Raw genomic sequence first — 22,437 nt, 5'->3', positions numbered from 1 at the left:
ACCCCTCGGCCGCCCGGGATGATGGCCAAATGGCGCGCACATGGGAATTGTGGGGAAATATCATCATTGCTGGGGTTATTGCGCTTCCCGTGGCCGCCCTGGTGATCGTCCTGCTCGCCCGCCGCCGGGCCAGGGCCGGGCATCCGGCGCCGCTGCGCACCTCGCTCGCCGACGTCGGCGTCGTCGTCGGGACCGCGCCGTGGGTGTGGATGATCCTCACGCCGTCCACCGGCCGGGCCGGGGTCGGGCTCGTCCCGTTCATGGACCTCGCCGACCTCGCCGGAGCCTCGTGGGAGACGGTGACGGTGCAGGTCGGGGGCAATCTGCTGGTGTTCGCCGCGCTGGGCGCCCTGCTGCCCGTACGGACCGCCGCGATGGCCTCCCACGGCCGGGTTGCGGCCGTCGCGGCGGCCTTTTCGGTCACGGTCGAGTTCCTCCAGTACGCCCTGCGACTGGGCCGGTTCTCCTCCGTGGACGACGTGATCATGAACACCGCGGGCGCGGTGCTGGCCGCGTCGGTTACTCGCCGCTGGTGGGCCCCGCGAATAGCGGCCCAGACCGTTCCACGGTAACGGTCTGCATAAACGTCCTCGCATTCATCACACAGGCACGATCAGCTCAAAAGAAGCTCGGGACCAACCTCTGTATCTGTGCGATCGTGGACAAGACGGGGCAAGTTCTCTGGAGACGCCACAACCTGGTTGGTGACAGAGGGTGATCGAAACGTGTCTGAATCCCCGGTACCCCACGAGCCCCCTATTTATCGCCGCATCGCCGACGGCCTCCGCGCCCGGATCCTGTCCGGCGAACTGCGCGACGGGGACCGCCTACCGGGCGAGAACGCGCTCATGGCCGACTACGCAATCGCACGCGCCACCGCCAGGCAGGCGCTTGCCGTACTGATCAACGAAGGGCTGGCGGTGCCCAAACGAGGTTCGGGGGTCTACGTGCGCCTGTTCAAACCGATCCGCAGACACGGCTCGCGCCGCCTGTCACGAGAGCAGTGGGGTCAGGGGCGTGCCATCTGGGACGCCGACACCCGGGGCCGTCCCTTCACCGTGGACCAGGTGGAGGTGGTGCTGGAGCGCGCATCGGAGGAGGTGGCGGGCGTCCTGGAGAGCGGCGAGGTATGGGTGCGCCGGCGCCGCTACTCCGTGGACGGCCGGCCCGTGCAACTGGCGACCTCCTCCTTCCCCGCCCGCCTGGTCCAGGGCAGCGCCATCACCATGCCCGACACCGGGCCGGGCGGCGTCTACGCCAGGCTCGGCGACCTGGGCCTGCCCCCGGCCCACTTCACCGAGGAGGTGCGGGCCCGCATGCCCGGCCCCCGCGAGACCGGGCTGCTCGACCTGCCCGGCGGAACCCCCGTCATCGTCATCGCCCGCACCGCGTACACGGCGGGCGGCAGACCCGTCGAGCTCAACGAGATGGTTTTGGACTCGGCGGCATACGTACTCCAGTACGACTTCGACGCCTAGTTCAACCCGATCTGTCAAGCGATAGGTTGACCTGTCCATCACGATCATTGATTTCTCTAGAGAGGTCCCTCATCTTCTAAGGAGATGGAACCGTACAGGAGATGGAACCTTCGCCTGGGGCCCGGGAGAGGTGCGCGGATGTCCGTTGACCGGCATCTTGCCGAGATCGCCCGGGAGTACCCCAGGTGGACCATCTGGCGGAGCGACGCGGGCCGCTGGTGGGCCACGCGGCACCATCCGCTCGACGCGGCGCAGCGCGAGGCCGGATGTGCGATGACCATCGACGCGGACGACCCGGACGGCCTGCGCGACCAGCTCCGGGACCAGGAGGAACGGACTGGCCGGCAGCCCCGCTGGTGGGCCGGCCCCGCTCCTCCCTGACGCGGGCCGTGGAGCGTTCCGCGGCTCGCACGCGAGCAGCCCGGTGCCGGGTCCAGCGTCTCGGCGGCCCCGGCACCGGGCCCCCAACGGGGCCACGAACGCGGAAGTCTCCGACCCTATCGGGGGCGGGGGCTTCCGCTCCCCGCCCCTTCACGCTCTAGGTGTGGTACTCGCCCAGCCGCAGGATGTGCACGTCGGTGTCGTCGGAGACGCTCTCCTTCGGCTTCTCCTCGTCCTGCTCGACGATGACCCGCACGTCGTCCTGCGCGGAGTGCTGCGGGGCCGGCGCGGCCTCGATGGCGGGCTCCGGCGCGGGCGCCGGAACGGCGACCGGCTGCTGAGCGGCCACCGGCTGCTGAGGGGCGACCGGCGCGGGCGGCAGCGCCGACTCCGGCACGAGCTGCCCGGCCGCCGCCTCGGTGCGCATGAGGTCGCCGAGCACCGAGCCGATCTCGGTCAGCCGCCGCACGACCTCGGTGTGGGTGTTGGTCAGGTACTCCACCCGGCGCCCGGCGTGCTCGTCGAGCGAGGCCGTGCGCTGACGCGCCGCCGCCAGCATCGACTCGGCCTCCGCGTGCGCCCCCGCCACGAGCTGCTCGGCCTGCGCGTTGGCGGCCGCCATCATGCGCTCCGCCTCGGCCTGCGCCCCGCCGACCACCCGCTCGGCCTCGGCGTGCGCGTCGCGCAGCAGGCTCTCGGCCTCGCTGCGGGCCGACCCGAGCTGCTCCTCGGCGTCCGCGCCCGCCTGGGCCAGCATGCGCTCGGCCGCCTGCGTGGCCTCGGCCACCCGCCGCTCGGCCTCCGCCTGCGCCGAGGTCAGCATCTTGTCGGACGTCTCGCGCGACGTCGTCACCAGCCGCTCGGCCTCGGCCCTGGCGCTCTCCCGCACGGCGGTCGCCTCGGCCTCCGCGTCGGCGCGCTTGGCCGCGGCCTCCTCCTCGCCCAGCTTGAGGATCTGCGCGAGCCGCGGGCTGAGGTCCTCGTAGCTCTGGGGCGCCTCGACCATCCGCCGCCTGGCCTCCGCCAGCTCGACCCGGCCCTGCTCCGCCTGGTCGATCGCCCGTGCCAGCCGCTCTTCCAGATCCCGGATCTGGTTCCGGGTACGGATCATGTAGTCGTGCACCTGACGGCGGTTGTAGCCGCGCATCACGACTTCGAAGGTGTCCTCTTGCATCAGGTCGGGAATGCTCTCGTGCTGGTTTGTCATGGGGGTTACCTAAGGGTTTGCGTGAGGCGGGGGAAAACTGCGGGTTGTGAGGGTCTGACGACGAGACGTCAGGAAACGACTTTCCTGCCATCTGCCCACGTCCGCAACCGGAACGCCACACCTGGGGCGGGAATTACGATTGGACGAATGTACATAGCAGCGTTGGACGACGGGGCAGTGCCGGACATCCACCCGGAGGCGTACATCGCGCCCGGCGCCGTCGTGGTCGGGAGTGTGCGGGTGGGCCGGGCGTCCAGCATCTGGTACGGCTCCGTTCTCCGCGGGGACGACGAGCGGATCGAGATCGGCGAGGAGTGCAACGTACAGGATCTGTGCTGCCTGCACGCCGACGCGGGCCAGCCGGCGATCCTGGAGGACCGGGTCAGCCTGGGCCACAAGGCCATGGTCCACGGCGCGCACGTCGAGACCGGCGCGCTGGTCGGCATCGGCGCGATCGTGCTGGGCGGCGCCCGGGTGGGCGCGGGCACGCTGGTCGCCGCCGGAGCGCTGGTCGGGCCGGGCAAGAAGATCCCGTCCGGGGTGCTGGTCGCCGGCGTGCCCGGCCGGATCGTGCGCGAGCTCACCGACGACGACCGGGCCTCCTTCGCCCGCACGCCGGACAACTACATGGCCAAGGCGGTCAGGCACCGGCAGGCGTCAGCAGTTTGATCAGGACCTGGTCCGACACCGAGGCGGTGTTGAGCGGGTCGGCGTACTCCGGCAGCTCGGGGCGGAGGAAGCGGACGAAGTCGACGGTCAGCTTGAGGTCGGGCACGCCCTTGACCTGCTTGGCGTTGGCCTTGGCGGCGTCCTTCTTCAGCGCGCCGTAGCTGTCCCAGTCGGTGTAGGCGGTGACACCCCATTGCAGCACCTCGGGGAGGTTCGAGGGCCAGCGTCTGGCGACCTTCCAGGCGCCGCCGTCCTCCTTGTAGAGCGCGACGGCGACCCGGCCCAGCCTGGCCAGGACGAGGTCAACCCAGCCGCCCTTGACCGCCACCTCCAGCGGCTTGGAGCTGCCGTCCTGGGTGAACTTGGCCTCGACCTGCCCGGCCGCGTCGGCGGTGCCGGTGGTGACGGACATCCACACGGGCTTGTCGTACGTGCCCGGCTGGCGGGCCATGAGCCCTCCGAGCGAGAACTTGCGCGCGGGCCTGCCGCCCTTCTTGCCGGTGACCTTGACCCGGGCGTGCATGACGATGTCCCCGGCCAGCTCCTGGTAGACGAAGGGGCCGCGGAAGGCGTCGTACCAGGTGGAGGTCTTCGGCTCCAGGTAGAGGGCGCCCTTGGCGGTCTTGTTCACGTCGAGCTTGGCGATCCTGTCGACGTCCTTCTCGGTGTCGCTCAGCTTGCTCCACACGGCCAGCTCCGCGGCGTCGGCGAACTCGCTGGAGGCCGATCCGACCTCGCCGCCGGGCGTGGGCGCCTGGGCGTTCTGGACGGTGAGCACGCCGGGACCGGTGGGAGTGGGCGGCGCCGCGGCGGTCCCGCAGCCGCTCACCACACCCGCCACTGCCAACACCCCTGCCACCTTTGCCCTCATAGCGGACATTCTGCCGTGAAATGCCGACGGGTGACGTCGGGCGGCCCAGTACGATGACGGCCGTGCGCCCCTGGGATGCGTTCACCTCGGCAGAGGCGGAGGTCCGCGCGATGGTCGCGGACCCGCGCTGGCAGGGCCTGTCCGTGCCCGACCGCGCGCACGTCCTGGCGGCCAGGGTCCTGGTGACCCAGGACGGCGACCGCTGGCTCTACGGCGCGTACGCCCGCTGGCACCTGCACGACCCCGGCGACGGCCGCTGGCACCCAGCGCCGCCGCCCAGGGGCGAACGGGCGCGCAAGGTGGGGCACGCCACGGCCGCGCTGCCGGACGAGGTGGTGCCCACCGGGCCCGACTTCGCCGCCGAGCCGGGCTCGACCCAGGCGTTCATCGGGCCCGACGTGCTGCCGGTGGTGACCGGGCAGATCGCGGAGATCGTCCGCGGGGCCGGGCGCAAGTCGGAGCTGGACTACCCGCTGACCGCCTTCGGGGAGATCTTCGCCGCCGACGTGCCGAGCACGGTCGCCGCCGTCTGGGGGACGGTCATGTGGTGCGCGTACGCGCCGGCCTTCGACGGCAACGAGCGCCTGATCACCCTGTTCGGCGAGTACCTGCGCCGCTCGCTGCCCGGCGACGAATGGGTGCGCTGGCTGCCCGCGCCGCCGCTGCTCGACCTGGTCACGCTGGTGTCCGAGCGCACCCGCGCGGGCCGGCCGCGGGCCGCGCTGCGGCTGGCCGCGCTGATCGCCGACACCGCCCAGGTGCTGCTGTCCGACATCCGGTTCAGGCCGCGGGCGCTGGCGCTGCTGACGATGGTGGAGCCGGTGCTGCGCCGGCCCGGCCGCGACGACGCCACGGCCGCGCGGGGGGACGACGCCGTGCGCCGGGCCTGGCTCGACCGCTGCCCGCCGCGGCTGGCCCTGGCCCTGCTGCCCGAGACCGATCCCGACGCCTACTTCGCCCACTCGGTGTACGACCTGGTCGAGGCGCTGGGCTTCGTGGAGGACGCGTCCGGAGCGGCGGCGGCGTACCTGGCCGACCTGTCGGACTCCAGGAGGATGCTGCCCGAGCGGCTGAACCACCGGTTGCGGCGGGCGTACGTGGAGTTGGAGCGTGCCGGGCTGACGGGCACGTCGGCGGCCGAGCGCACCGAGCCGGAGGGCTTCCCCGCCCGTCCGGGCGGGGTGCCGGCGCCGCAGGCGGCGGTGGTGACGCCGCCCGACCGGGAGAGCAAGGCGGCCGTGCTGGGCGCCGCGTACGCCACCTGCCTGGCGTGGGGACGGCTGACCGGTGCCAAGGTGCCGCAGCACGGCCTGGCCGGGCAGAGCGCGCTGGTCCGGGAGCTGATCCACGAACGCGACGACCACCACATCGGTCACCCGTAACGCACTATTACCGTTATTTCACCCTTACTCCGCCTATATCCCTCTATCACTTCAGTCACCGGGCAATTCGCTGAATTGTGATCTCGACTTCGGGAAATGATCCCTGTGGGGCCCCCGTGACGCCGAAAGGAATGACTCCGATGGGCCATGTCGCCGGAAGGGCCCTCGCCGTAACCTCGTAGAGGGTGTGGGCTGCGGAAGGAAGGACGACGCGGTGGGGCACGACGACCTGGACTCTCGGGTCCACGACCGTGTCGCGTTGGACGAGATTGCGCTCTACGCCGAGGTGCTCACGGCCGTGGCTGTCAGCGAGCGGCGGCTGACCTTGGACGAACTCGACGACGCGCTCGGATTGCGGACTTCGGCGAGTCGCTGAAGACCATCGAAAATTACCTGTCCCGGGCTCCTGTGGGGTCCGGGACAGTGGTTCCCGGCTATTACAGGTAACTAGTCAATCGAGGGTGCGCCTCTCCTACGTATGGAGGAGGCGACCCCCTACGACTTGACCAGGCGGGCGATGGCGGCCGACGCCTCCTTCACCTTCGCCTCGGCCTCCGGGCCGCCCGTGTTGATCGCGTCGGCGACGCAGTGGGAGATGTGCTCCTCCAGCAGCCCGAGCGCCACGGCCTGAAGGGCCCGCGTGGCCGCGGAGACCTGGGTGAGCACGTCGATGCAGTAGGCATCGTCGTCGACCATGCGCTGCAGGCCCCTGATCTGGCCCTCGATTCGCCGGAGCCGCGTCAGATATGCCTGCTTGTCTCCGCTGTACCCATGCATGCTTCTACGGTACCCGTAACCCGTATGAGCTAGCGGAGATCTGACAGCAGCTTCTCCCACTGTCCGGCGACTTCCTCGGCCGAATGGCGCACTGCGGTGTCGAGGGCGCCGGCCGCCAGCGAGCGGCGGCGGCGTTCGTCGTCGATGAGCGCCAGCAGCGCGCCCGCGAAGTGCTGCGCCTCGCTCTCGCTCTCCGGAACCAGCACGCCGTTGTAGCCGGTCGCCACGAACTCCCTGGGGCCCCTGGCGCCCTCGAAGGCCACCACCGGCACCCCGCACCCCATGGCCTCCAGCACGGTCATGCCCAGGTCCTCGCTGCGGGAGGGGTTGGCCACGATCGACGCCTTGGCGAACTCCCCCGCCAGGTCGGGCGTGACGCCCATGAAGTAGACGTGGTTGTGCAGGTCGAGCTCGCTCACCAGCGACCGCAGCCGCCGCTCCTCGGGGCCGCCGCCGTAGAGCCGCAGCCGCCAGTCGGGACGCTTGTCCGCCACGATCGCGAACGCCCTGATCAGCCGGTCGTACGCCTTGACCGACACCCACCGCCCCCCGGCCGCCACGATCCGGTTGTCCATCCGCGACCGCGGCCACGGGCCGCCCGGCAGCGCGTCCGGCACGGAGTGGACGGCGGACCCGTCGCCGAGCAGCCTGCCCCACTCCTCCTGGGCCGACTCCGTGGCCGTCACGACCGCGTCGAGGCGCGGGTAGAGCCGCTGCACCGGCCCGGGGACGGCGGGCCGCCCCCACTCCCTGGCGATCTTGATGGTTTCACGTGGAGCATGCCGCGCCACCTGGACGCCGATGCCCGGCCTGGTGGTGATCAGCACGTCGGACCTGAGCCCGCGCAGCAGCCGCCAGAGCGCCATCTCGGTGCGCATCTGGCCGCGCGGCAGCAGGTGGCGCACCCCTGGACGGGCGTCGACCAGGCTGCGCATGGCCACCTTGGAGCCGACGGGGAAGAACGGCTTCTCCTTCTGCCGCCGGACGCTGATGACCTCGACCTCGTGCCGCTCGGACAGGGCGGTGGCGAGGTTGAGCGTCGCCCGCACGTCGCCGCGCATGCCGTAGGCCGAGGCGAGCACCAGGCTGACCTTCATCCGCCCACCTCGATGCGCAGCTCGTCGTCGGCGGTGTAACAGGGCCGGACGGGCACGCCGTCGATCTCGGCCGAGGGATAGTGCAGCCGTCTTCGCTTGCCGTCGACGTCGTCGAGCCAGGCGCCCAGCCGCAGCGGCGTGGGCACGCCCTCGACCTCCAGCGCGGGCTCCCAGGTGCCGGCCGTGTCGGGGTCGGCCTCGACCACGTTCACCAGCGACACCGCCGCGTGGAAGCGCACCCCCTGGACGGTGGCGTTGGCCGACACCCGTTCCCTGGTCGGCCTGCGGTCGAGGGTGAGCGTGGCCTCGCGGCGCGCGTCGTCGTCCTCCAGCCCGGTGTACGCCAGCAGCCCCGTCACCTCGAACCGGCCCTCCCTGAACCAGATCGCCCGCACCTCGGCCACCGGCGCGGCGTCGGCTATCTTCAGGGCCAGAAACCCGTTCCGCGTCCGGTACGACCGGTAGGCCAGCGTCCGCCGGCACAGCGCGTACGCGTCGAGGTGGTCGAGCGAGAACCCCGGGTCGACGCTGCGCAGCCGGCTGCGGCTGCCCTCGTGCCGCAGGTAGGCGTCCCAGCGGCCGGCGGTCAGCTCCAGCGGCGCCAGCGAGACGGCCAGCGTGGCCTCCCGCGTCCGGCTTCCCGTGCGGCCCAGGCGCACGTCGCGCTCGACCCCCGTGGCGCGATGGCGCAGCACGAGCTCGGTGCCGTCACGCAGGGGCTCATCGATGGCGAGTCGCAGGGAGAGCACGTCGGCCAGGGTGACTTCGGCGTCCGTGACCACGACGCGCATCACCAGCCCCCTCCCCGTCGAATAAGGCCATGCGACGTTGAGGTTACCGTGATTTTCCCGTTATGTGGATGGGAGATTTCCAGCGAGGGGGCCCGTGACGTGCGGAACTCCTCTACAGAGCCTGTAGAGGAGTCCGACTTTTCGTGGTCAGGAAGCGCCCTTGACCGATTTGATCAACAGCTGCGCGACGTCCACGACTTCCAGCGATTCCTTGGCCTCGCCGCTGTTCTTCTTCTCGTTGATCGCGTCGCCGAGCATCACCATGCAGAACGGGCACGCGGTCGAGACGGTGTCGGGATTCGTGGTGAGCGCCTCGTCGACCCGCTCGGTGTTGATGCGCTTGCCGATGCGCTCCTCCATCCACATGCGCGCGCCGCCCGCGCCGCAGCAGAAGCCGCGGTCCTTGTGGCGGTGCATCTCCTGGGTCTGCACGCCGGGCACCTTCGACATGATGTCGCGGGGCTGGGAGTAGACCTTGTTGTGGCGGCCGAGGAAGCACGGGTCGTGGTAGGTGATCTTCTCCTCGATCGGCGTGACGGGGGTGAGCAGGCCCTCGTCCACCAGCTTCGACAGCAGCTGGGTGTGGTGCACGACCTCGTAGGTGCCGCCGAGCTGCGGGTACTCGTTGGCCAGGGTGTTGAAGCAGTGGGGGCAGGTCGCGACGATCTTCTTGACGCCGGCCTCGTTCAGCGTCTCGATGTTCTGCTGGGCGAGCATGTTGAACAGGTACTCCATGCCCAGGCGGCGGGCCGGGTCACCGGTGCACGCCTCCATCGGGCCGAGCACCGCGAACTTCACGCCCGCGATGTGCAGCAGCTCGGCGACCGCCTTGGTGGTCTTCTTGGCGCGGTCCTCCAGGGCGCCCGCGCAGCCCACCCAGAACAGGTACTCGGCGTCCTCGGGCATCTTCTCCTCGACCAGCTCGACCTCGAAGTCGAGCTCCTCGATCCAGTCGGCCCGCTTCATCTCGGACATGCCCCACGGGTTGCCCTTGTTCTCCAGGTTCTTCACCATCACCCCCGCCTCGGACGGGAACGACGACTCCACCATGACCTGGTAGCGGCGCATGTCAAGGATGTGGTCGATGTGCTCGATGTCCACCGGGCACTGCTCGACGCAGGCGCCGCAGTTGGTGCACGACCACAGCACGTCGGGGTGGATGACGCCGTCCTCGCCGACGAGCGGCTTCTCCAGCAGCGCGAGCACGTCGGTGTCGGCGTGCTCGGTGCTCGCGGCCATCAGGTACGGGGCCACCTTGAAGGCGTGGTCGCGCTGGTCGAGGATGAGCATCTTCGGCGAGAGCGGCTTGTCGGTGTTCCAGGCCGGACACTGCGACTGGCAGCGGCCGCACTCGGTGCAGGAGTAGAAGTCGAGGAAGCCCTTCCACGTGGTGTCGCCGATCTTGCCGCGGCCCAGGCGCTCGGCGTCGAGCTCCTCGTCCTCGAAGTCGACGAGCTTGCCGTCGACGCGCAGCTCGGACGCGGCGCCGAGCCCGTTGGGACGCCGGGAGAACAGCACGTTGAGCGGCGCGGTGAAGATGTGCAGGTGCTTGGAGTTCACCACGATGACCAGGAACACCAGCATGAAGCCGATGTGCAGGAGCAGCGCGATCTCCTCCAGCAGCGGGCTGGCCGGCAGCGCGTCGCCGAGCGCCAGGGAGACGAACGCGCCGGAGGAGTAGGGGAAGTTGCCGTTGGCCGCCGAGGCGCCGCGGGCCAGGAACAGCGTCCAGATGATGTTGAAGATCATGAACAGGACGAGCCACGCGCCGCCGAGGTGCGAGCCGGAGAAACGCGACTTGCGGCCCAGCGTCTTGGGCGAGTTCTTGACCCGGATGATCGCGAAGGCGACCAGGCCGAGCAGACACGCGACCGCGATGAAGTCCTGGAGGAAGCCGAGCACGCCCCAGGTGCCGATGAGCGGGATGTGGAAGTCGGGCTCGCCGGTGATCGCGCCCTGGATGATCGCGCCGTACGCCTCGATGTAGACGGTCAGCAGGATGAAGAACGCCCACATGACGAAGAAGTGGGCCGTGCCGGACGGCGTCCACTTCAGCAGCTTCTTCTGGCCGAAGACCTCGACGAGCTGGGCCTTGAGCTCGTCGGCGGCGTGCTCCTTGGCGTACTCGACGCGTTCGGGCGCGGGTGGCCCGGAGGTCGCCAGCTTGAACAGGAACAACACCCTGCGGCCGGCGACGGCCACCGCCAGGACGGTCATGACCAGCCCGATGATCGCTACCCAGAGCACGGGGTCCTCCCACAGACGACGATGGCTGCCAGCATACGGACACGTGTTTCCAGGAAGCTTACCGGCCAGTAACTTCCCGGGATGACATCCATACCCTATGGTCAGTGCCCTATACAGAACAATGCTCTACGCCGTGAAGTACCTCTGGATGGTCGGGGCTATCAGCTCGACGAGCTCCTCCGGATCGGCGCTGGCCAGCGGCTCCAATTTGATCACGTGACGGCCCATGATCACTCCGTACATCTGGCCAAAAGCAGCCTCGATGCGTAGGTGCGGAACACCAAGGCGGTCGGCCACCTGGAAGAGCAGCGCGTTGGTGATGAACTCCCGGAACATCGCCGCCGCCTGCTCGTTCGTGAGCGCCGAGCGCATCAGGGCGATCATCGGCTCGCGGGTCTCCGGCTCGGCGGTCACCCGCAGGATCATCCGCACGAGCCGCTCGCCGATCTCCTCGCGCGGGCCGTCCAGCAGCAGCGGGATGACCTCGTCGGGGGTGATCGGCAGCTGCATGGCCGCCGCGAACATGCCCTCCTTGGTCTCGAAGTAGTGGTGGACCAGAGCCGGGTCGACCTTGGCCTCCCGCGCGATCCCGCGGACCGTGGCCTTGTCGAAGCCCTTCTCGGCGAACACCCGCCGCGCCGCCGTCAGGATCTCGCCGCGCGTGTCGGCCGACCCGGGCCTGCGTCCGGGCCGGCGTCGTACGTTGCTCATGGCCGCGCCCCGCCGGTCACCGGCCCACCGCCAGGTACACCCGCATCGGCACCGACAGCACGCCCTCGGGGAAGGCCTTCCGCAGCTCCCCGCGCTGCCGCCCGACCAGCTCGTCGGCCGCGTCCGGCGACAGCGCCGCCATGTACGAGTGGGAGCGCAGGTCGAGCAGGAAGTCCTCGATGCCGACCAGCCTCGTCCACGGGATCCAGCGCTCCTGGACCACCTCGAAGGCCGCGGCGATCGGCGGCACCGACCACTCCTCGACCGCCGGCCCCCAGTACGTGGGCACCGCCTCGGCCAGCCGCGCCTCGTAGGCGGCCAGCCACTCGGCCTGGGCCGCGTGGTGCAGGTTCCAGCAGCCCACGATCGCGCCGCCGGGCCGCAGCACCCGCCTGGCCTCGGCGATCGAGACGACGGGGTCGAGCCAGTGCCACGACTGGGCGTACGTCACCAGGTCGGCCACCCCGTCGGCCAGCGGCAGCGCGTTGCCGTCGGCGATCACCGCGGCGACCGGCGGCGGCTCGCCGTCGATCCGCGTGACCAGCCGGGCCAGCATCTCCGCCCCCGGATCGACCGCGATCACCTGGGAGCCGCGGGCCCGCAGCGCGTGCGTCAGGATGCCCGTGCCCGCGCCCACGTCGATCGCGGTGGCGCCGTCGAGCTCGATCCCGGTCACCTCGGTGAGCGCGCGGTACATCTCGTCGGGATAGGTCGGGCGGCCCGCGTCGTAGGCGTCGGCCACGCTGTCGAAGACCCGCGCGAGGTCTCTGGTCGGCCCGACGTTCCTGGTCGGCCCCACGTTCATCGGGACGCCGCCAGGTGCAGGCGGGCGAAGGCCAGCGCCTCGGCCAGGTCGTCGACGCGCTCGGTGCGGCTGGCCGCCTTGCGGGTGTTGATCTCCAGCACCACCAGGCCGCCGTAGCCCGAGTTCGCCAGGCGTTCCAGCATCTGCGCGCACGGCTGGTTGCCCCTGCCGGGGACCAGGTGCTCGTCCTTGTTGGTCACGCCCATGCCGTCGGCCAGGTGGAGGTGGGCGAGCCGGTCGCCGAGCTTGGTGGCCATCTCCATGGCGTCGGAGCCGGACACCGCGGTGTGCGACAGGTCGAGGGTGACCTGCGGGAAGTCGTAGTCGATCGGGTTCCAGTCGGGCGAGTACGGCACCACGTCGTTGCCCCTGGCGCGCAGCGGGAACATGTTCTCGACCGCGAACGTGACATCGGTCTCCTCACGCATGCGGGCCAGGCCGTTCTCGAAGTCGCGGGCGTAGTCGCGCTGCCAGCGGAACGGCGGGTGCACCACGACCGTCGAGGCGCCGAGGCGCTCAGCGGCCTTCTGCGCCCTGACCAGCTTGGCCCAGGGGTCTCTGCCCCACACCCGCTGCGTCACGAGCAGACAGGGCGCGTGGATCGCCAGGACGGGCACCTGATAATGCTCCGACAGCCGCTCGATCACGTCGATGTCCTGGCTCACCGGATCGGCGCCGACCATGATCTCGACACCGTCGTAGCCCAGGCGCGCGGCCAGTTCGAACGCGTCGGGAGTGCGTTCTGGATATACCGAGGCGGTGGACAATGCGATCTTCGCATTGGGCACGCGGATGACATCAGCCACGTTGCCAGCCTAAGCCGGAGAAGCGCCTCTGGCGCGTGAGCCCCACCAGATAGCCCTACCCAACCCCTCATCCCACCCCAAAGACACACCCCCTGACCCCGCTACGGTGGGGGCCATGCCACGGATAGCCAGAGGCGCGATCCCCAGCCCGAACATCTGGAACGCTCCCCAGGTCTACGAGCTGGAGAACCGCGCCGTCGACCCCCAGGGCGCGGCCGACGCCGCGATGCGCGAGCTGCGTCCGTGGGCCGGCGCGACCGTGCTCGACATCGGCTGCGGCACCGGCTTCCACCTGCCCGTCCTGGCCGCCGACGCGGCCGCCGTGATCGGCGTCGAGCCCCACGGCGACCTGGCCGGACTGGCCCGCCGCCGCTGCGCGAACCTGCCCAACGTCTCGGTGCACGCCGCCGCCGCCCAGGACCTCCCGCTGCCCGACGCGAGCGTCGACGTGGCCATGGCCCGCTGGGCCTACTTCTTCGGCCCCGGCTGCGAGCCCGGCCTGCGCGAGCTGTCCCGCGTCGTGCGCCGCGGCGGCGCCGCGTTCGTCATCGACCTCGACGCCACCCGCGGCTCGTTCGGCCGCTGGTTCTCCCGCACGGTGCCGACGTACTCGGCGCGCGAGGTGGAGGCGTTCTGGGTCCGCCAGGGCTGGCAGCGTCGGCCGCTCGACCTCACGATGACCTTCGAGCGCCGGGCCGACCTGGAGGCCGTGCTGCGCATCGAGTTCGCCCCGGAGGTGGCCGAGCAGGCCGTCGCGGAGACCCCCGGCCTGGAGATCTTCTACCCGAACGTGCTGCGCTGGCGCTACTTCTGAACTCATGGCCTCACTCCGTGAGGCGGCTCGGTCGCCACATGCCGCCGCCTTCCCCCGCTCTGGTCGCTGCGCTCCCGCCGCTCCTCCAGGCGACGGCGCTCCCTCGCGGGCTTGACATTGACGTCGGCGTCAACGTTTACCGTGGTGGCATGCGCATCGGGGAGCTGGCGGAACGCACCGGGGTGAGCACCCGTTCACTCCGCTACTACGAGCAGCACGGCCTGCTCTCGGCCAGACGCGGCCCCAACGGCTACCGCGAGTACGCCGAGGAGGACGTCAAGCTGGTGGCCGAGATCCGGTCGCTGCTCTCGGTCGGCTTCACGCTGGAGGACACCCGTCCCTTCGTCGACTGCCTGCGCTCGGGCCACAGCACGGGCGGTTCCTGCCGGGAGTCCGTCGAGGTCTACCAGCGCAAGATCATGCAGATCGACGAGGAGATCCGGGTGCTGCTCGCCCGCCGCGCCGAGGTCGCCGCCCAGCTCGCCCAGTCGTGTCCCGGCTGCTTCGTAAGGGGAGACAAATGATCACGTTGACCACCGACAACTTCGAGGAGCAGGTGCTCAAGAGCGACAAGCCGGTGCTGGTCGACTTCTGGGCCGAGTGGTGCCCGCCGTGCCGCATGGTGGCCCCCGTCCTGGACGAGATCGAGGCCGAGCACGGCCTGGCCATCGGCAAGCTCAACACCGACGAGAACCCCGAGATCATGTCCCGCTACGGCGTGATGGGCCTGCCCACGCTGCTGCTGTTCGAGAACGGCGAGCCCGTCAGGCAGATCGTGGGCGCGCGTCCCAAGCGCCTGCTGGTGCAGGAACTGGGCCTCACGCGGTAGTCGAGGATTGTCGGCACGGGCCGCTAGCCTGCTCGACATGGCCAAGACAGCGCAGAAGCCCGGTTACCGCTGTGCCGAGTGCGGCTGGCGCACCAGCAAGTGGGTCGGCAGGTGCGGCGAGTGCCAGGCGTGGGGCACTGTCGACGAGGAGGGCGCGCGCGCCGGCGTCAACGTCGTCCAGGGCGGCGCGACCACCGGGCCCGCGCTGCCCATCGGCCAGGTCAAGGCCGAGGTGGCCGCGGCCCGCACCACCGGGGTGAGCGAGCTCGACCGGGTGCTCGGCGGCGGCCTGGTGCCCGGCGCGGTGGTGCTGCTGGCCGGCGAGCCCGGCATCGGCAAGTCCACGCTGCTGCTGGAGGCCGCGGCCCGCATCGCCGAGCGCACCACCGTCCTCTACGTGACGGGCGAGGAGTCGGCGGCCCAGGTGCGCCTGCGGGCCGACCGCATCGGTGCCATCCAGGACAACCTCTACCTCGCCGCCGAGACCGAGCTCTCGGCGCTGATCACCCACGTCGACAAGGTCGAGCCCAGCCTGCTGGTGGTCGACTCGGTCCAGACGGTCGGCTCGGCCCAGGCCACGGGCGTGCCCGGCGGCGTGACCCAGGTGCGCGAGGTGGCCGCCAACCTGGTGCGCATGGCCAAGGAGCGCAACCTCGCCACGGTCCTCGTGGGCCACGTCACCAAAGAGGGCTCGATCGCCGGCCCGCGCACCCTCGAACACCTGGTCGACGTCGTGCTCAACTTCGAGGGCGACCGCCACTCCAGGCTGCGCATGGTCCGCGCGATCAAGAACAGGTTCGGCCCCACCGACGAGGTCGGCTGCTTCGACCTGCACGAGCGCGGCATCGAGGGCATCACCGACCCGAGCGGGCTGTTCGTCTCGCGGCGCAGCGAGCCGGTCGCCGGCACCTGCGTCACCGTCACCGTCGAGGGCACCCGCCCGCTGCCCGCCGAGGTGCAGGCGCTCGTGGCCCGCACCGAGGCCCAGCAGCCGCGGCGCACGTCCTCGGGGCTCGACACCTACCGCGTCCAGATGATCCTCGCCGTGCTGGAGCGCCGGCTCAACGCCCGGCTCGGCGGCTGCGACGTGTTCACCGCCACCGTGGGCGGCATCAAGCTGGCCGATCCGGCCGTCGACCTGGCGGTCATGCTCGCCGTCGCGAGCGCCGCGGGCGACAAGCCGCTGCCGCCCGGTCTGGTGGCGCTCGGCGAGGTGGGCCTGGCGGGCGAGCTGCGTCCGGTCAAAGACGTGCGCAGGCGGCTGACGGAGGCGTCCAGGCTGGGGTTCAAGCGGGCGCTCGTGCCCGCCGGATCCCTGGAGACGGGCGCCGGGAAGCGCAACGGGCAGCGGGCTCTGGTGCCCGTCGGGCCGGTGGCGTTCGCCCCCGGGTTCGAGGTCGTCCAGGCCGAGAACGTCTGGGACGCACTCACGCACGTCACATAGCACGGCTAAGCTGGGCGTGACCAATCGACACGGGGGTCAGGTGGACAGGAGTCTTGACGACCGCCGTCGCGACGCTTTGGCCGCTGTGGCGCCGGGCACTCCGCTGCGCGACGGCCTGGAGCGCATCCTGCGCGGGCAGACCGGCGGCCTGATCGTGCTCGGCCACAACAGGACCGTCGAAGAGGTCTGCAGCGGCGGCTTCGAGCTCGACGTCGAGTTCTCGGCCACCCGCCTGCGCGAGCTGGCCAAGATGGACGGCGCGATCGTGGTGAGCAACGACCAGAAGATCGTGCGCGCGGCCGTGCACCTCGTCCCCGACCCCGCGATCCCCACCGACGAGTCGGGCACCCGCCACCGCACCGCCCAGCGCGTGGCCAGGCAGACGGGCCTGCCCATCATCGCGATCAGCAAGTCCATGCGGATCATCGCCCTCTACCTCGACGGCATCCGCTACGTGCTGGAGGAGTCGGCGGCCATCCTGTCCAAGGCCAACCAGGCCCTGGCCACCCTTGAGCGCTACAAGCACCGGCTCGACGAGGTCTCCGGCACCCTGTCGGCGCTGGAGATCGAAGACCTCGTCACCGTTCGCGACGTGTCGGCGGTGGCCCAGCGCCTGGAGATGGTCCGGCGCATCTCCGACGAGATCAAGGGCTACGTGGTCGAGCTCGGCACCGACGGCCGGCTGCTGTCGTTGCAGCTCGACGAGCTGGTGGCGGGCGTCGACTCCGAGCGCGAGCTGGTCGTGCGCGACTACCTGCCGGCCCCCGCGAGCCGCCGCCAGAAGCGCCTGGTCGAGGCCCTGCACGACCTCGACCACCTGTCGGGCTCCGAGCTGCTCGACCTGTCGGCCGTGGCGCACGTGCTGGGCCACGGCGGCGCCGAGCGGCTCGACAGCCCGGTGAGCCCGCGCGGCTTCCGGCTGCTGGCCAAGGTGCCCCGGCTGCCCGCCACGGTGGTCGACCGCCTGGTCAACCACTTCGGCGGCCTGCAGAAGCTGCTGGCGGCCAGCATCGACGACCTCCAGGAGGTGGGCGGCGTCGGCGAGTCGCGCGCCCGCAGCGTCCGCGAGGGCCTGTCCCGCCTGGCGGAGTCGTCGATCCTCGAACGTTACGTCTGAGGCCGGGCCGCTCATCGCAGGTGGAAGACGCCCTTGCCGCTGCGCAGCGCGCCCATGCGGGCGGTGGCCACGTACGTGCCGGGCAGGGCGGAGGCCGGGGTCGAGCGGCAGTCGGCGCTCGACCGGCGCCGGTCCCACTCCAGGGTGCGCACGTACGGGATCCCGCGCTGCAGCTCCCTGACCTCGGTGCCCACCCCGCTGACGCAGTCGGCGGTGGACCAGATGCGGTCGGCGCCCGAGGTGATGCGGATCTCCATGGCCCGCGGCCCGACGTCGGCCGTGCACATCACCGGCCCGGTGTTGACCAGCGTGACGATGAAGCTCGGCCGCGCCGCGCCGGTGTAGATCGGCTCCTTGCCGCCCTGGAGGCTCAGCACCAGGCTGTCCTGCGGGCACGGCTCCCCCGGCCGCCTCGGCTTGGCGGCCGGGCTCTCCTTGGGCGCGGGGGTGGGCGACGGGCTGGCCGTCCCCATGGCGAGCGTGCGCAGGCCCGCGAGCAGCGGATCGGTGGCGGGCGTCGCGCTCGGTGAGCTCTGCGCGCTGGACGAGCGTTCCGGCCCGGAGCCCCCGCTGGAGCACGCCCACGCCACCACGGCCACCACGACGAGCACGGCCACCAGCACGCTCATGCGACGCCGCCAGTAGACGTCACCGCCGTCGCCACCCATCGAATCCGGATCCATAGGCACAGCATGGTAATTGATCGGCTACCAACAGTGACGACACGCCGAACGAGCCCGTCTACGAATACGCTTGACCGCGTGGTTGAGCCGAACCTCCTGCACGCCCCCGTTCTGGACTGGTACGAGGACAACGCCCGAGACCTCCCCTGGCGCGCCGACGACGCGACCCCGTGGGGAGTGCTGGTCAGCGAGATCATGCTGCAGCAGACCCCGGTCGTCCGCGTCCTGCCGGTGTGGCTGGAGTGGATGGCCCGCTGGCCCACTCCCAAGTCGCTGGCCGCCGAGCCGCCGGGCGAGGCCGTACGGCATTGGGGCCGGCTCGGTTATCCGCGCCGGGCGCTGCGCCTGCACGCCTGCGCCCGCGCCATCGCCGACGAGCACGGCGGCGAGGTGCCCGCCGACCACGCGACGCTGCTGGCCCTGCCGGGCATCGGCGAGTACACCGCCGCCGCGGTCGCCAGCTTCGCGTACGGCGGCCGGCACGCCGTCCTGGACACCAACGTGCGGCGGGTGTTCGCGCGGGCCGTACGGGCCGAGGAGTACCCGCCCACGGCCACCTCGGCCGCAGAGCGGCGGCTGGCCGAGGCGCTGCTGCCCGAGCTGGGCGCGGCGCGCTGGGGCGTGGCGGTGATGGAGCTGGGCGCGCTGGTCTGCACGGCCCGTTCGCCGCGCTGCGCCGACTGCCCGATCGCCGACCTGTGCGCGTGGCGGCTGGCCGGCAAACCACCCCACACCGGCCCTGCCCGCAAGGGCCAGACGTACGCCGGCACCGACCGCCAGTGCCGCGGCCGCCTGCTCGCGGTGCTTCGCGCGGCCCACGGCCCGGTGCCGAAGGCGGCCCTCGACGTGGTGTGGGACGACGCGATCCAGCGCGAACGCGCCCTCGACGGCCTCGTCGCCGACGGCCTGGCCGAGGTGCTCGACGACGGCACGTACCGGCTGCCCCACTCCTGAGCGGTCGTTAGGCCATCCACGGGGGCACGGTGCGGTCCGTGCCCTTCGGCGCGAGGTCGCAGGCGTCGGGCGCGGACTCGCCATCGGGGTTGTAGACCTCCACCCCCGGCGGCGCGACCACGATCGAGACGAACCCGTGCTCGGGGTCGGCGAACATCTGCCGGCTCACGTCGGCCGGCAGGACCATGGTGTCGCCCGCCCCGACCTCGAACCGCTCGCCGCCCAGCTCGACGACCGCGCCGCCGGCCAGCCAGGTCCACACCAGCTCGCGGTCGGCGGCGTGCACCGGGCCCTCCATGCCGGGGTCGGCGTCCACCCGCCACATGACCTGCCCGGCCCGGCCCTGGGTGGGCGAGGCGAGCGTGGTCATCAGGGCGTTGGGCGTACGGACCGCACGGGCGTCGGCGGACATGACGACAGGCATCACACAAGCTCCTTCTCTGTGGCGGGCACGGCTGCGCGCCGGCCGGCTCCGGTGGTGATCAGGCGATCCACGGCGGGGTGCCGAGGTCGCCGCCCTCGGCGCTGAGGGCCCTGGCGTCCGCGGCGGCGGTGACGACGGCCGCGTAACCGGCCTCCGCGTCGGCCAGCACCCAGCGCATCACGTGGGCGGGCATGACGACGGTGTCGCCCGGCCCGACCTCGAAGCGCTCGTCGCCCAGCTCGACGGTGGCCCCGCCGGACAGCCAGCTCCACACCTGCTCGCTGTCGAAGTCGTGCCGGGGGCCCTGCGCGCCCGGCTTCGCGTCGACCCGCCAGAGCGAGCGGGAGGCCCCGCCCTGCGTCGGCGAGGCAAAGGTGGTCATGACCCCGGAGGGGGTCTCGGAACGCCGGGAATCCGCGTCACGAATGACAGACACGCTCGAACCCCTTAAGATAGGCAACTACATTGTCTATATAGTTAACCAGGTTGTCTATCTTGTCAAGCGACACCCCAGGCTTCGAACTGCCTCTACGACTTCTGCTGGCCTTCCGCACGCTCATCGACGAGCTGCACGCCGAGCTGGCCCGCCAGGGCCATCCGGACCTCCGTCCGAACCACGGGTTCGTCATGCAGGCGATCGGCACCCGCGGCACGACCGCCGTCGACCTGGGCCGCACCCTCGGCGTGTCCAAGCAGGCCGCGGGCAAGACGATCGAGACCCTGGAACGCGCCGGCTACGTCGAGCGCACCAGGGACGACTTCGACACCCGGCGCAAGATCGTGCGCCTCACACCCCGCGGCGTCGACGCACTCGACCGCTCAGCCCGCATCTTCGACGACCTGCGCGCCCGATGGGCCGCGGAGCTGGGCGAGGACCGCCTGCGGGCCCTTGAGTCGGATCTGCGCAGGATGACACCGGCGAACATGTGGCGCCTGGACACACCAGGCTGGTTCGCCGGCCTCTGAACATCCCAGCCACCGACCGAGGCCGATCAGGTCCGCACGACCCCAGCCTGGGCGGCCAGCCGCACGCCCAGACCAGTCAGGTTTGGACAGGCCGAGGCTGGGCGGGTTCGCACGGGCCCAGGCTGGTCAGGCGGCCAGTTGCAGGCCGAGGCTGGTCAGGTTCGTACGGGCCCAGGCCAGCTCCTCGGCCAGCAGCGACACCAGCGCGCCCGGCCCCTTCGCGCGCCCCGGCACGAACAGGTTGTGCGTCTCGACCTCGATGTGCGCGCTCCCGCTGACCGCGCCCGACAGCATCGCGGTCAGCGTGTCGTGCAGCACCGCGCCGGTGCTCGGCGTCTCGCCCGTGTGGTTGTGCACGTGCCCCAGCTTGACGACGGGCGCACCGGCCTCCGCCAGCCCCTTCAGCGCCGCGCCGGGCTCCTCGGCCCCGCAGGCGAGGTGACAGGCGTCCAGGCACACGCCCAGGTGCTCGGAGTCGATGCCGCCCACCCGCTCCAGCGCCTGCTCGGTCGTCTCCAGGACGCACCCCGGCCACGGCTCGAAGCCGACCCTGATGGTCTTCCCGGTCACGCTGTAGATGCCGCGCAGTTCGCGGGCCAGCCGCTCCAGGCGGCGGGTGGCGATGGCGTGCAGGTCGGCGGGCCAGTCGCGGCGCCAGCCGATCGGGATCGTCGAGATGCTGCCGAACCGTACGTCGTCGGGCAGCAGGAAGGCCAGGATCTTGGCCAGCGCCATGGTGTAGCGGTAGCGCTCGGGCTTGGCCCAGTCGGGGCCGGGCACTTCCTGGTTGCGCCCGCCGGTGCCGTTGAGGCTGACGACCTCCAGGCCGCGCTCCTCCAGGGAGCGGCGCAGCCGTACGAGCTCGATGCGGTCGGCCGTGAGGTGGTCGGCGACGCCGGGCGACAACCACAGCCCGATGCCCATCCGCTCCACGCCCAGCCTCTTGCGCACCGGCACCGCGTAGCGGGTCAGGTGCGCGATCAGGTTCTCCAGGTCCTCGGCAGGGTGGATGCCTGCGTTGTAGGCGAGGTGAACGAGCGTTCCGTCGTTGTGACGCAGGCGCATCGGTTCCTCCACGGCTTGCTTGAGTGTTCCCGTCGCCCGCCTCAGACGCGCGAACCCTGTGTGAGCATGCCTGCTTCCGGGTGGCGCACGCGTCCGCCCTGAGTTGATTCCTTACTACTCCCCAGGGAGCAGGTCCGACTCTAGGAACACGCTCTTGCGGATCACTTGGATGAGACTTGGCGATGCTCTACGCAGTGTAGTACTACTACCGGTGGCGGCGTACCCACCCATCCAACAATTAAGCAACAACCCACCCCAGCCCCCCGAACCCAACGCCGCCGCAGCCGCCCATGAAGGGCGAACAAGGGGCCCGGCCCTCTCATCGACGGCCAGAACGGCCCCCGCACCCGGGATACACGCGCGTCACGACCAGCCTCCCCGCACGGGCTCCACCCTCGCCCCTCTGAGGCCCTCAGCCACGCACACCTGGCCGCCCCACCCACGCGCCGCAAGAAAGCCGCACCCGCAACCCAACACGCAGCACCCACACAGAACCCCCAAACAGCCCCAGCGGACCACCTTGCAGCCCATAGCGACGCACGGCGCCAAGGCCCCCCGACCCCGCAGTAAGAAACCAACACCCAAAGCCGAAGACAGCGCCACAGAAGCCAGCCGCCAGCCACATGCAGGCGTCGATCCCGTTCCCAAGAGGCCCTCAGCCGCGTACGGCGTCTCGTCCCGCCCGGCCCCGCCGCAAAGAACACACACCTGAACCAACAACGGCGCCACAGAGAACCAGCACCTGAAGAAGGGCTCCGCAGAACGCTGGCCCCTGAAGACATGCGGCACTGCAGCCCCAGCACCCGGTCGACGGTCCAGGTCGGGGGCGGGGGCGGGGGCCGGGGTGGGGGCGGGGGCGGATCGGAAGCCAGGGCCGAAGCCAAGGCCCAGCCCCCAAGACCGAGGCCAGGGCCGGGGT

General features: G+C 71.1%; 26 protein-coding genes. 13 read left to right on the top strand and 13 right to left on the bottom strand.

Going from position 1 to position 22,437, the window contains the following annotated elements:
- Positions 1-89: 89 nt before the first annotated feature.
- The 3 genes from ACIBST_RS38795 (at position 90) to ACIBST_RS38785 (ending at position 1,859) form a co-directional block, all read left to right on the top strand.
- A complete protein-coding gene (locus ACIBST_RS38795) occupies positions 90-572 on the top strand; it encodes a VanZ family protein (protein WP_397178538.1) in 483 nt (160 codons plus the stop codon).
- Positions 573-725: 153 nt separating this feature from the next.
- Complete coding sequence (locus tag ACIBST_RS38790) at positions 726-1,478, top strand: GntR family transcriptional regulator (protein ID WP_397178537.1); 753 nt, start codon at positions 726-728, stop codon at positions 1,476-1,478.
- 138 nt (positions 1,479-1,616) lie between these two features.
- Positions 1,617-1,859, top strand: coding sequence for a hypothetical protein (locus ACIBST_RS38785; RefSeq protein WP_357975253.1), 243 nt, complete (start codon positions 1,617-1,619; stop codon positions 1,857-1,859).
- Between the two features lie 157 nt (positions 1,860-2,016).
- On the opposite strand, the gene ACIBST_RS38780 is transcribed toward ACIBST_RS38785, so the two are convergent.
- Positions 2,017-3,066, bottom strand: coding sequence for a hypothetical protein (locus tag ACIBST_RS38780; RefSeq protein WP_397178536.1), 1,050 nt, complete (start codon positions 3,064-3,066; stop codon positions 2,017-2,019).
- 147 nt (positions 3,067-3,213) lie between these two features.
- Between ACIBST_RS38780 and ACIBST_RS38775 the strand changes: the two genes are divergently transcribed.
- Complete coding sequence (locus ACIBST_RS38775) at positions 3,214-3,735, top strand: gamma carbonic anhydrase family protein (protein ID WP_357975257.1); 522 nt, start codon at positions 3,214-3,216, stop codon at positions 3,733-3,735.
- Here ACIBST_RS38775 and ACIBST_RS38770 read toward each other — a convergent pair.
- A complete protein-coding gene (locus ACIBST_RS38770) occupies positions 3,707-4,585 on the bottom strand; it encodes a hypothetical protein (protein ID WP_397178535.1) in 879 nt (292 codons plus the stop codon). The genes ACIBST_RS38775 and ACIBST_RS38770 overlap by 29 nt on opposite strands.
- A 74-nt stretch (positions 4,586-4,659) precedes the next feature.
- On the opposite strand from ACIBST_RS38770, the gene ACIBST_RS38765 reads away from it, so the two are divergent.
- Positions 4,660-5,988: a hypothetical protein gene (locus tag ACIBST_RS38765; RefSeq protein WP_397178648.1), complete on the top strand. Its 1,329-nt coding sequence runs from the start codon at positions 4,660-4,662 to the stop codon at positions 5,986-5,988.
- A 214-nt stretch (positions 5,989-6,202) separates the two neighbouring features.
- Positions 6,203-6,364 (top strand): hypothetical protein, encoded by a 162-nt coding sequence (locus tag ACIBST_RS38760; RefSeq protein WP_020540796.1) that lies wholly within the window; start codon positions 6,203-6,205, stop codon positions 6,362-6,364.
- Between the two features lie 119 nt (positions 6,365-6,483).
- On the opposite strand, the gene ACIBST_RS38755 is transcribed toward ACIBST_RS38760, so the two are convergent.
- The 7 genes from ACIBST_RS38755 to ACIBST_RS38725 all read right to left on the bottom strand — a co-directional run bounded on the left by ACIBST_RS38755 (position 6,484) and on the right by ACIBST_RS38725 (position 13,222).
- Complete coding sequence (locus ACIBST_RS38755) at positions 6,484-6,765, bottom strand: metal-sensitive transcriptional regulator (protein WP_352327377.1); 282 nt, start codon at positions 6,763-6,765, stop codon at positions 6,484-6,486.
- 29 nt (positions 6,766-6,794) lie between these two features.
- Positions 6,795-7,862, bottom strand: coding sequence for a glycosyltransferase (locus ACIBST_RS38750; RefSeq protein WP_397178534.1), 1,068 nt, complete (start codon positions 7,860-7,862; stop codon positions 6,795-6,797).
- The gene (locus tag ACIBST_RS38745) at positions 7,859-8,653 is read right to left on the bottom strand and encodes a hypothetical protein (RefSeq protein WP_352327379.1); all 795 of its coding nucleotides are present in this window, start codon (positions 8,651-8,653) and stop codon (positions 7,859-7,861) included. The genes ACIBST_RS38750 and ACIBST_RS38745 overlap by 4 nt, the downstream gene beginning before the upstream one ends.
- A 147-nt stretch (positions 8,654-8,800) precedes the next feature.
- On the bottom strand, positions 8,801-10,900 hold the full coding sequence (locus ACIBST_RS38740) for a (Fe-S)-binding protein (RefSeq protein WP_397178533.1): 2,100 nt from the start codon (positions 10,898-10,900) through the stop codon (positions 8,801-8,803).
- A 126-nt stretch (positions 10,901-11,026) separates the two neighbouring features.
- Complete coding sequence (locus ACIBST_RS38735) at positions 11,027-11,611, bottom strand: TetR family transcriptional regulator (RefSeq protein WP_358291609.1); 585 nt, start codon at positions 11,609-11,611, stop codon at positions 11,027-11,029.
- 16 nt (positions 11,612-11,627) lie between these two features.
- Positions 11,628-12,416, bottom strand: a complete 789-nt coding sequence (locus tag ACIBST_RS38730) for a class I SAM-dependent methyltransferase (RefSeq protein WP_397178532.1) — start codon at positions 12,414-12,416, stop codon at positions 11,628-11,630.
- Complete coding sequence (locus tag ACIBST_RS38725; protein WP_397178531.1) at positions 12,413-13,222, bottom strand: sugar phosphate isomerase/epimerase family protein; 810 nt, start codon at positions 13,220-13,222, stop codon at positions 12,413-12,415. Before ACIBST_RS38725 ends, ACIBST_RS38730 begins: the two co-directional genes overlap by 4 nt.
- 115 nt (positions 13,223-13,337) lie before the next feature.
- On the opposite strand from ACIBST_RS38725, the gene ACIBST_RS38720 reads away from it, so the two are divergent.
- The 5 genes from ACIBST_RS38720 to disA all read left to right on the top strand — a co-directional run bounded on the left by ACIBST_RS38720 (position 13,338) and on the right by disA (position 17,426).
- Complete coding sequence (locus ACIBST_RS38720) at positions 13,338-14,036, top strand: class I SAM-dependent methyltransferase (protein ID WP_397178530.1); 699 nt, start codon at positions 13,338-13,340, stop codon at positions 14,034-14,036.
- Between the two features lie 149 nt (positions 14,037-14,185).
- Entirely contained in the window at positions 14,186-14,560 is a 375-nt protein-coding gene (locus ACIBST_RS38715; RefSeq protein WP_397178529.1) for a MerR family transcriptional regulator, read from the top strand.
- Entirely contained in the window at positions 14,557-14,865 is a 309-nt protein-coding gene (gene trxA, locus ACIBST_RS38710) for a thioredoxin (RefSeq protein WP_352325882.1), read from the top strand. The genes ACIBST_RS38715 and trxA overlap by 4 nt, the downstream gene beginning before the upstream one ends.
- A gap of 37 nt (positions 14,866-14,902) precedes the next feature.
- Positions 14,903-16,309, top strand: coding sequence for a DNA repair protein RadA (radA, locus tag ACIBST_RS38705; RefSeq protein ID WP_397178528.1), 1,407 nt, complete (start codon positions 14,903-14,905; stop codon positions 16,307-16,309).
- A 16-nt stretch (positions 16,310-16,325) separates the two neighbouring features.
- Positions 16,326-17,426: a DNA integrity scanning diadenylate cyclase DisA gene (gene disA / locus ACIBST_RS38700; RefSeq protein ID WP_397178527.1), complete on the top strand. Its 1,101-nt coding sequence runs from the start codon at positions 16,326-16,328 to the stop codon at positions 17,424-17,426.
- 11 nt (positions 17,427-17,437) lie between these two features.
- Here disA and ACIBST_RS38695 read toward each other — a convergent pair whose 3' ends face one another.
- Complete coding sequence (locus tag ACIBST_RS38695) at positions 17,438-18,109, bottom strand: hypothetical protein (protein ID WP_397178526.1); 672 nt, start codon at positions 18,107-18,109, stop codon at positions 17,438-17,440.
- A gap of 78 nt (positions 18,110-18,187) precedes the next feature.
- On the opposite strand from ACIBST_RS38695, the gene ACIBST_RS38690 reads away from it, so the two are divergent.
- Positions 18,188-19,063 (top strand): A/G-specific adenine glycosylase, encoded by an 876-nt coding sequence (locus ACIBST_RS38690; RefSeq protein WP_397178525.1) that lies wholly within the window; start codon positions 18,188-18,190, stop codon positions 19,061-19,063.
- Positions 19,064-19,070: 7 nt separating this feature from the next.
- Here ACIBST_RS38690 and ACIBST_RS38685 read toward each other — a convergent pair whose 3' ends face one another.
- Together ACIBST_RS38685 and ACIBST_RS38680 are read right to left on the bottom strand one after the other, a co-directional pair.
- Positions 19,071-19,487: a cupin domain-containing protein gene (locus ACIBST_RS38685; RefSeq protein ID WP_397178524.1), complete on the bottom strand. Its 417-nt coding sequence runs from the start codon at positions 19,485-19,487 to the stop codon at positions 19,071-19,073.
- Positions 19,488-19,545: 58 nt separating this feature from the next.
- A complete protein-coding gene (locus tag ACIBST_RS38680) occupies positions 19,546-19,869 on the bottom strand; it encodes a cupin domain-containing protein (protein WP_397178523.1) in 324 nt (107 codons plus the stop codon).
- A 113-nt stretch (positions 19,870-19,982) separates the two neighbouring features.
- Between ACIBST_RS38680 and ACIBST_RS38675 the strand changes: the two genes are divergently transcribed.
- Positions 19,983-20,453 carry a MarR family winged helix-turn-helix transcriptional regulator gene (locus ACIBST_RS38675; protein ID WP_352325873.1) on the top strand — a complete coding sequence of 157 codons (471 nt, stop codon included), beginning with the start codon at positions 19,983-19,985 and terminating at the stop codon, positions 20,451-20,453.
- Positions 20,454-20,579: 126 nt separating this feature from the next.
- Here the strand turns inward: ACIBST_RS38675 and ACIBST_RS38670 are convergent, their stop codons facing one another.
- Positions 20,580-21,518 carry a TIM barrel protein gene (locus ACIBST_RS38670; protein WP_357702269.1) on the bottom strand — a complete coding sequence of 313 codons (939 nt, stop codon included), beginning with the start codon at positions 21,516-21,518 and terminating at the stop codon, positions 20,580-20,582.
- Positions 21,519-22,437 lie beyond the last annotated feature (919 nt).

It is taken from the genome of Nonomuraea sp. NPDC049684 (assembly GCF_044465345.1).
Classification (GTDB): Bacteria; Actinomycetota; Actinomycetes; order Streptosporangiales; family Streptosporangiaceae; genus Nonomuraea.
This window is presented reverse-complemented; position numbering and strand designations above follow the sequence as displayed.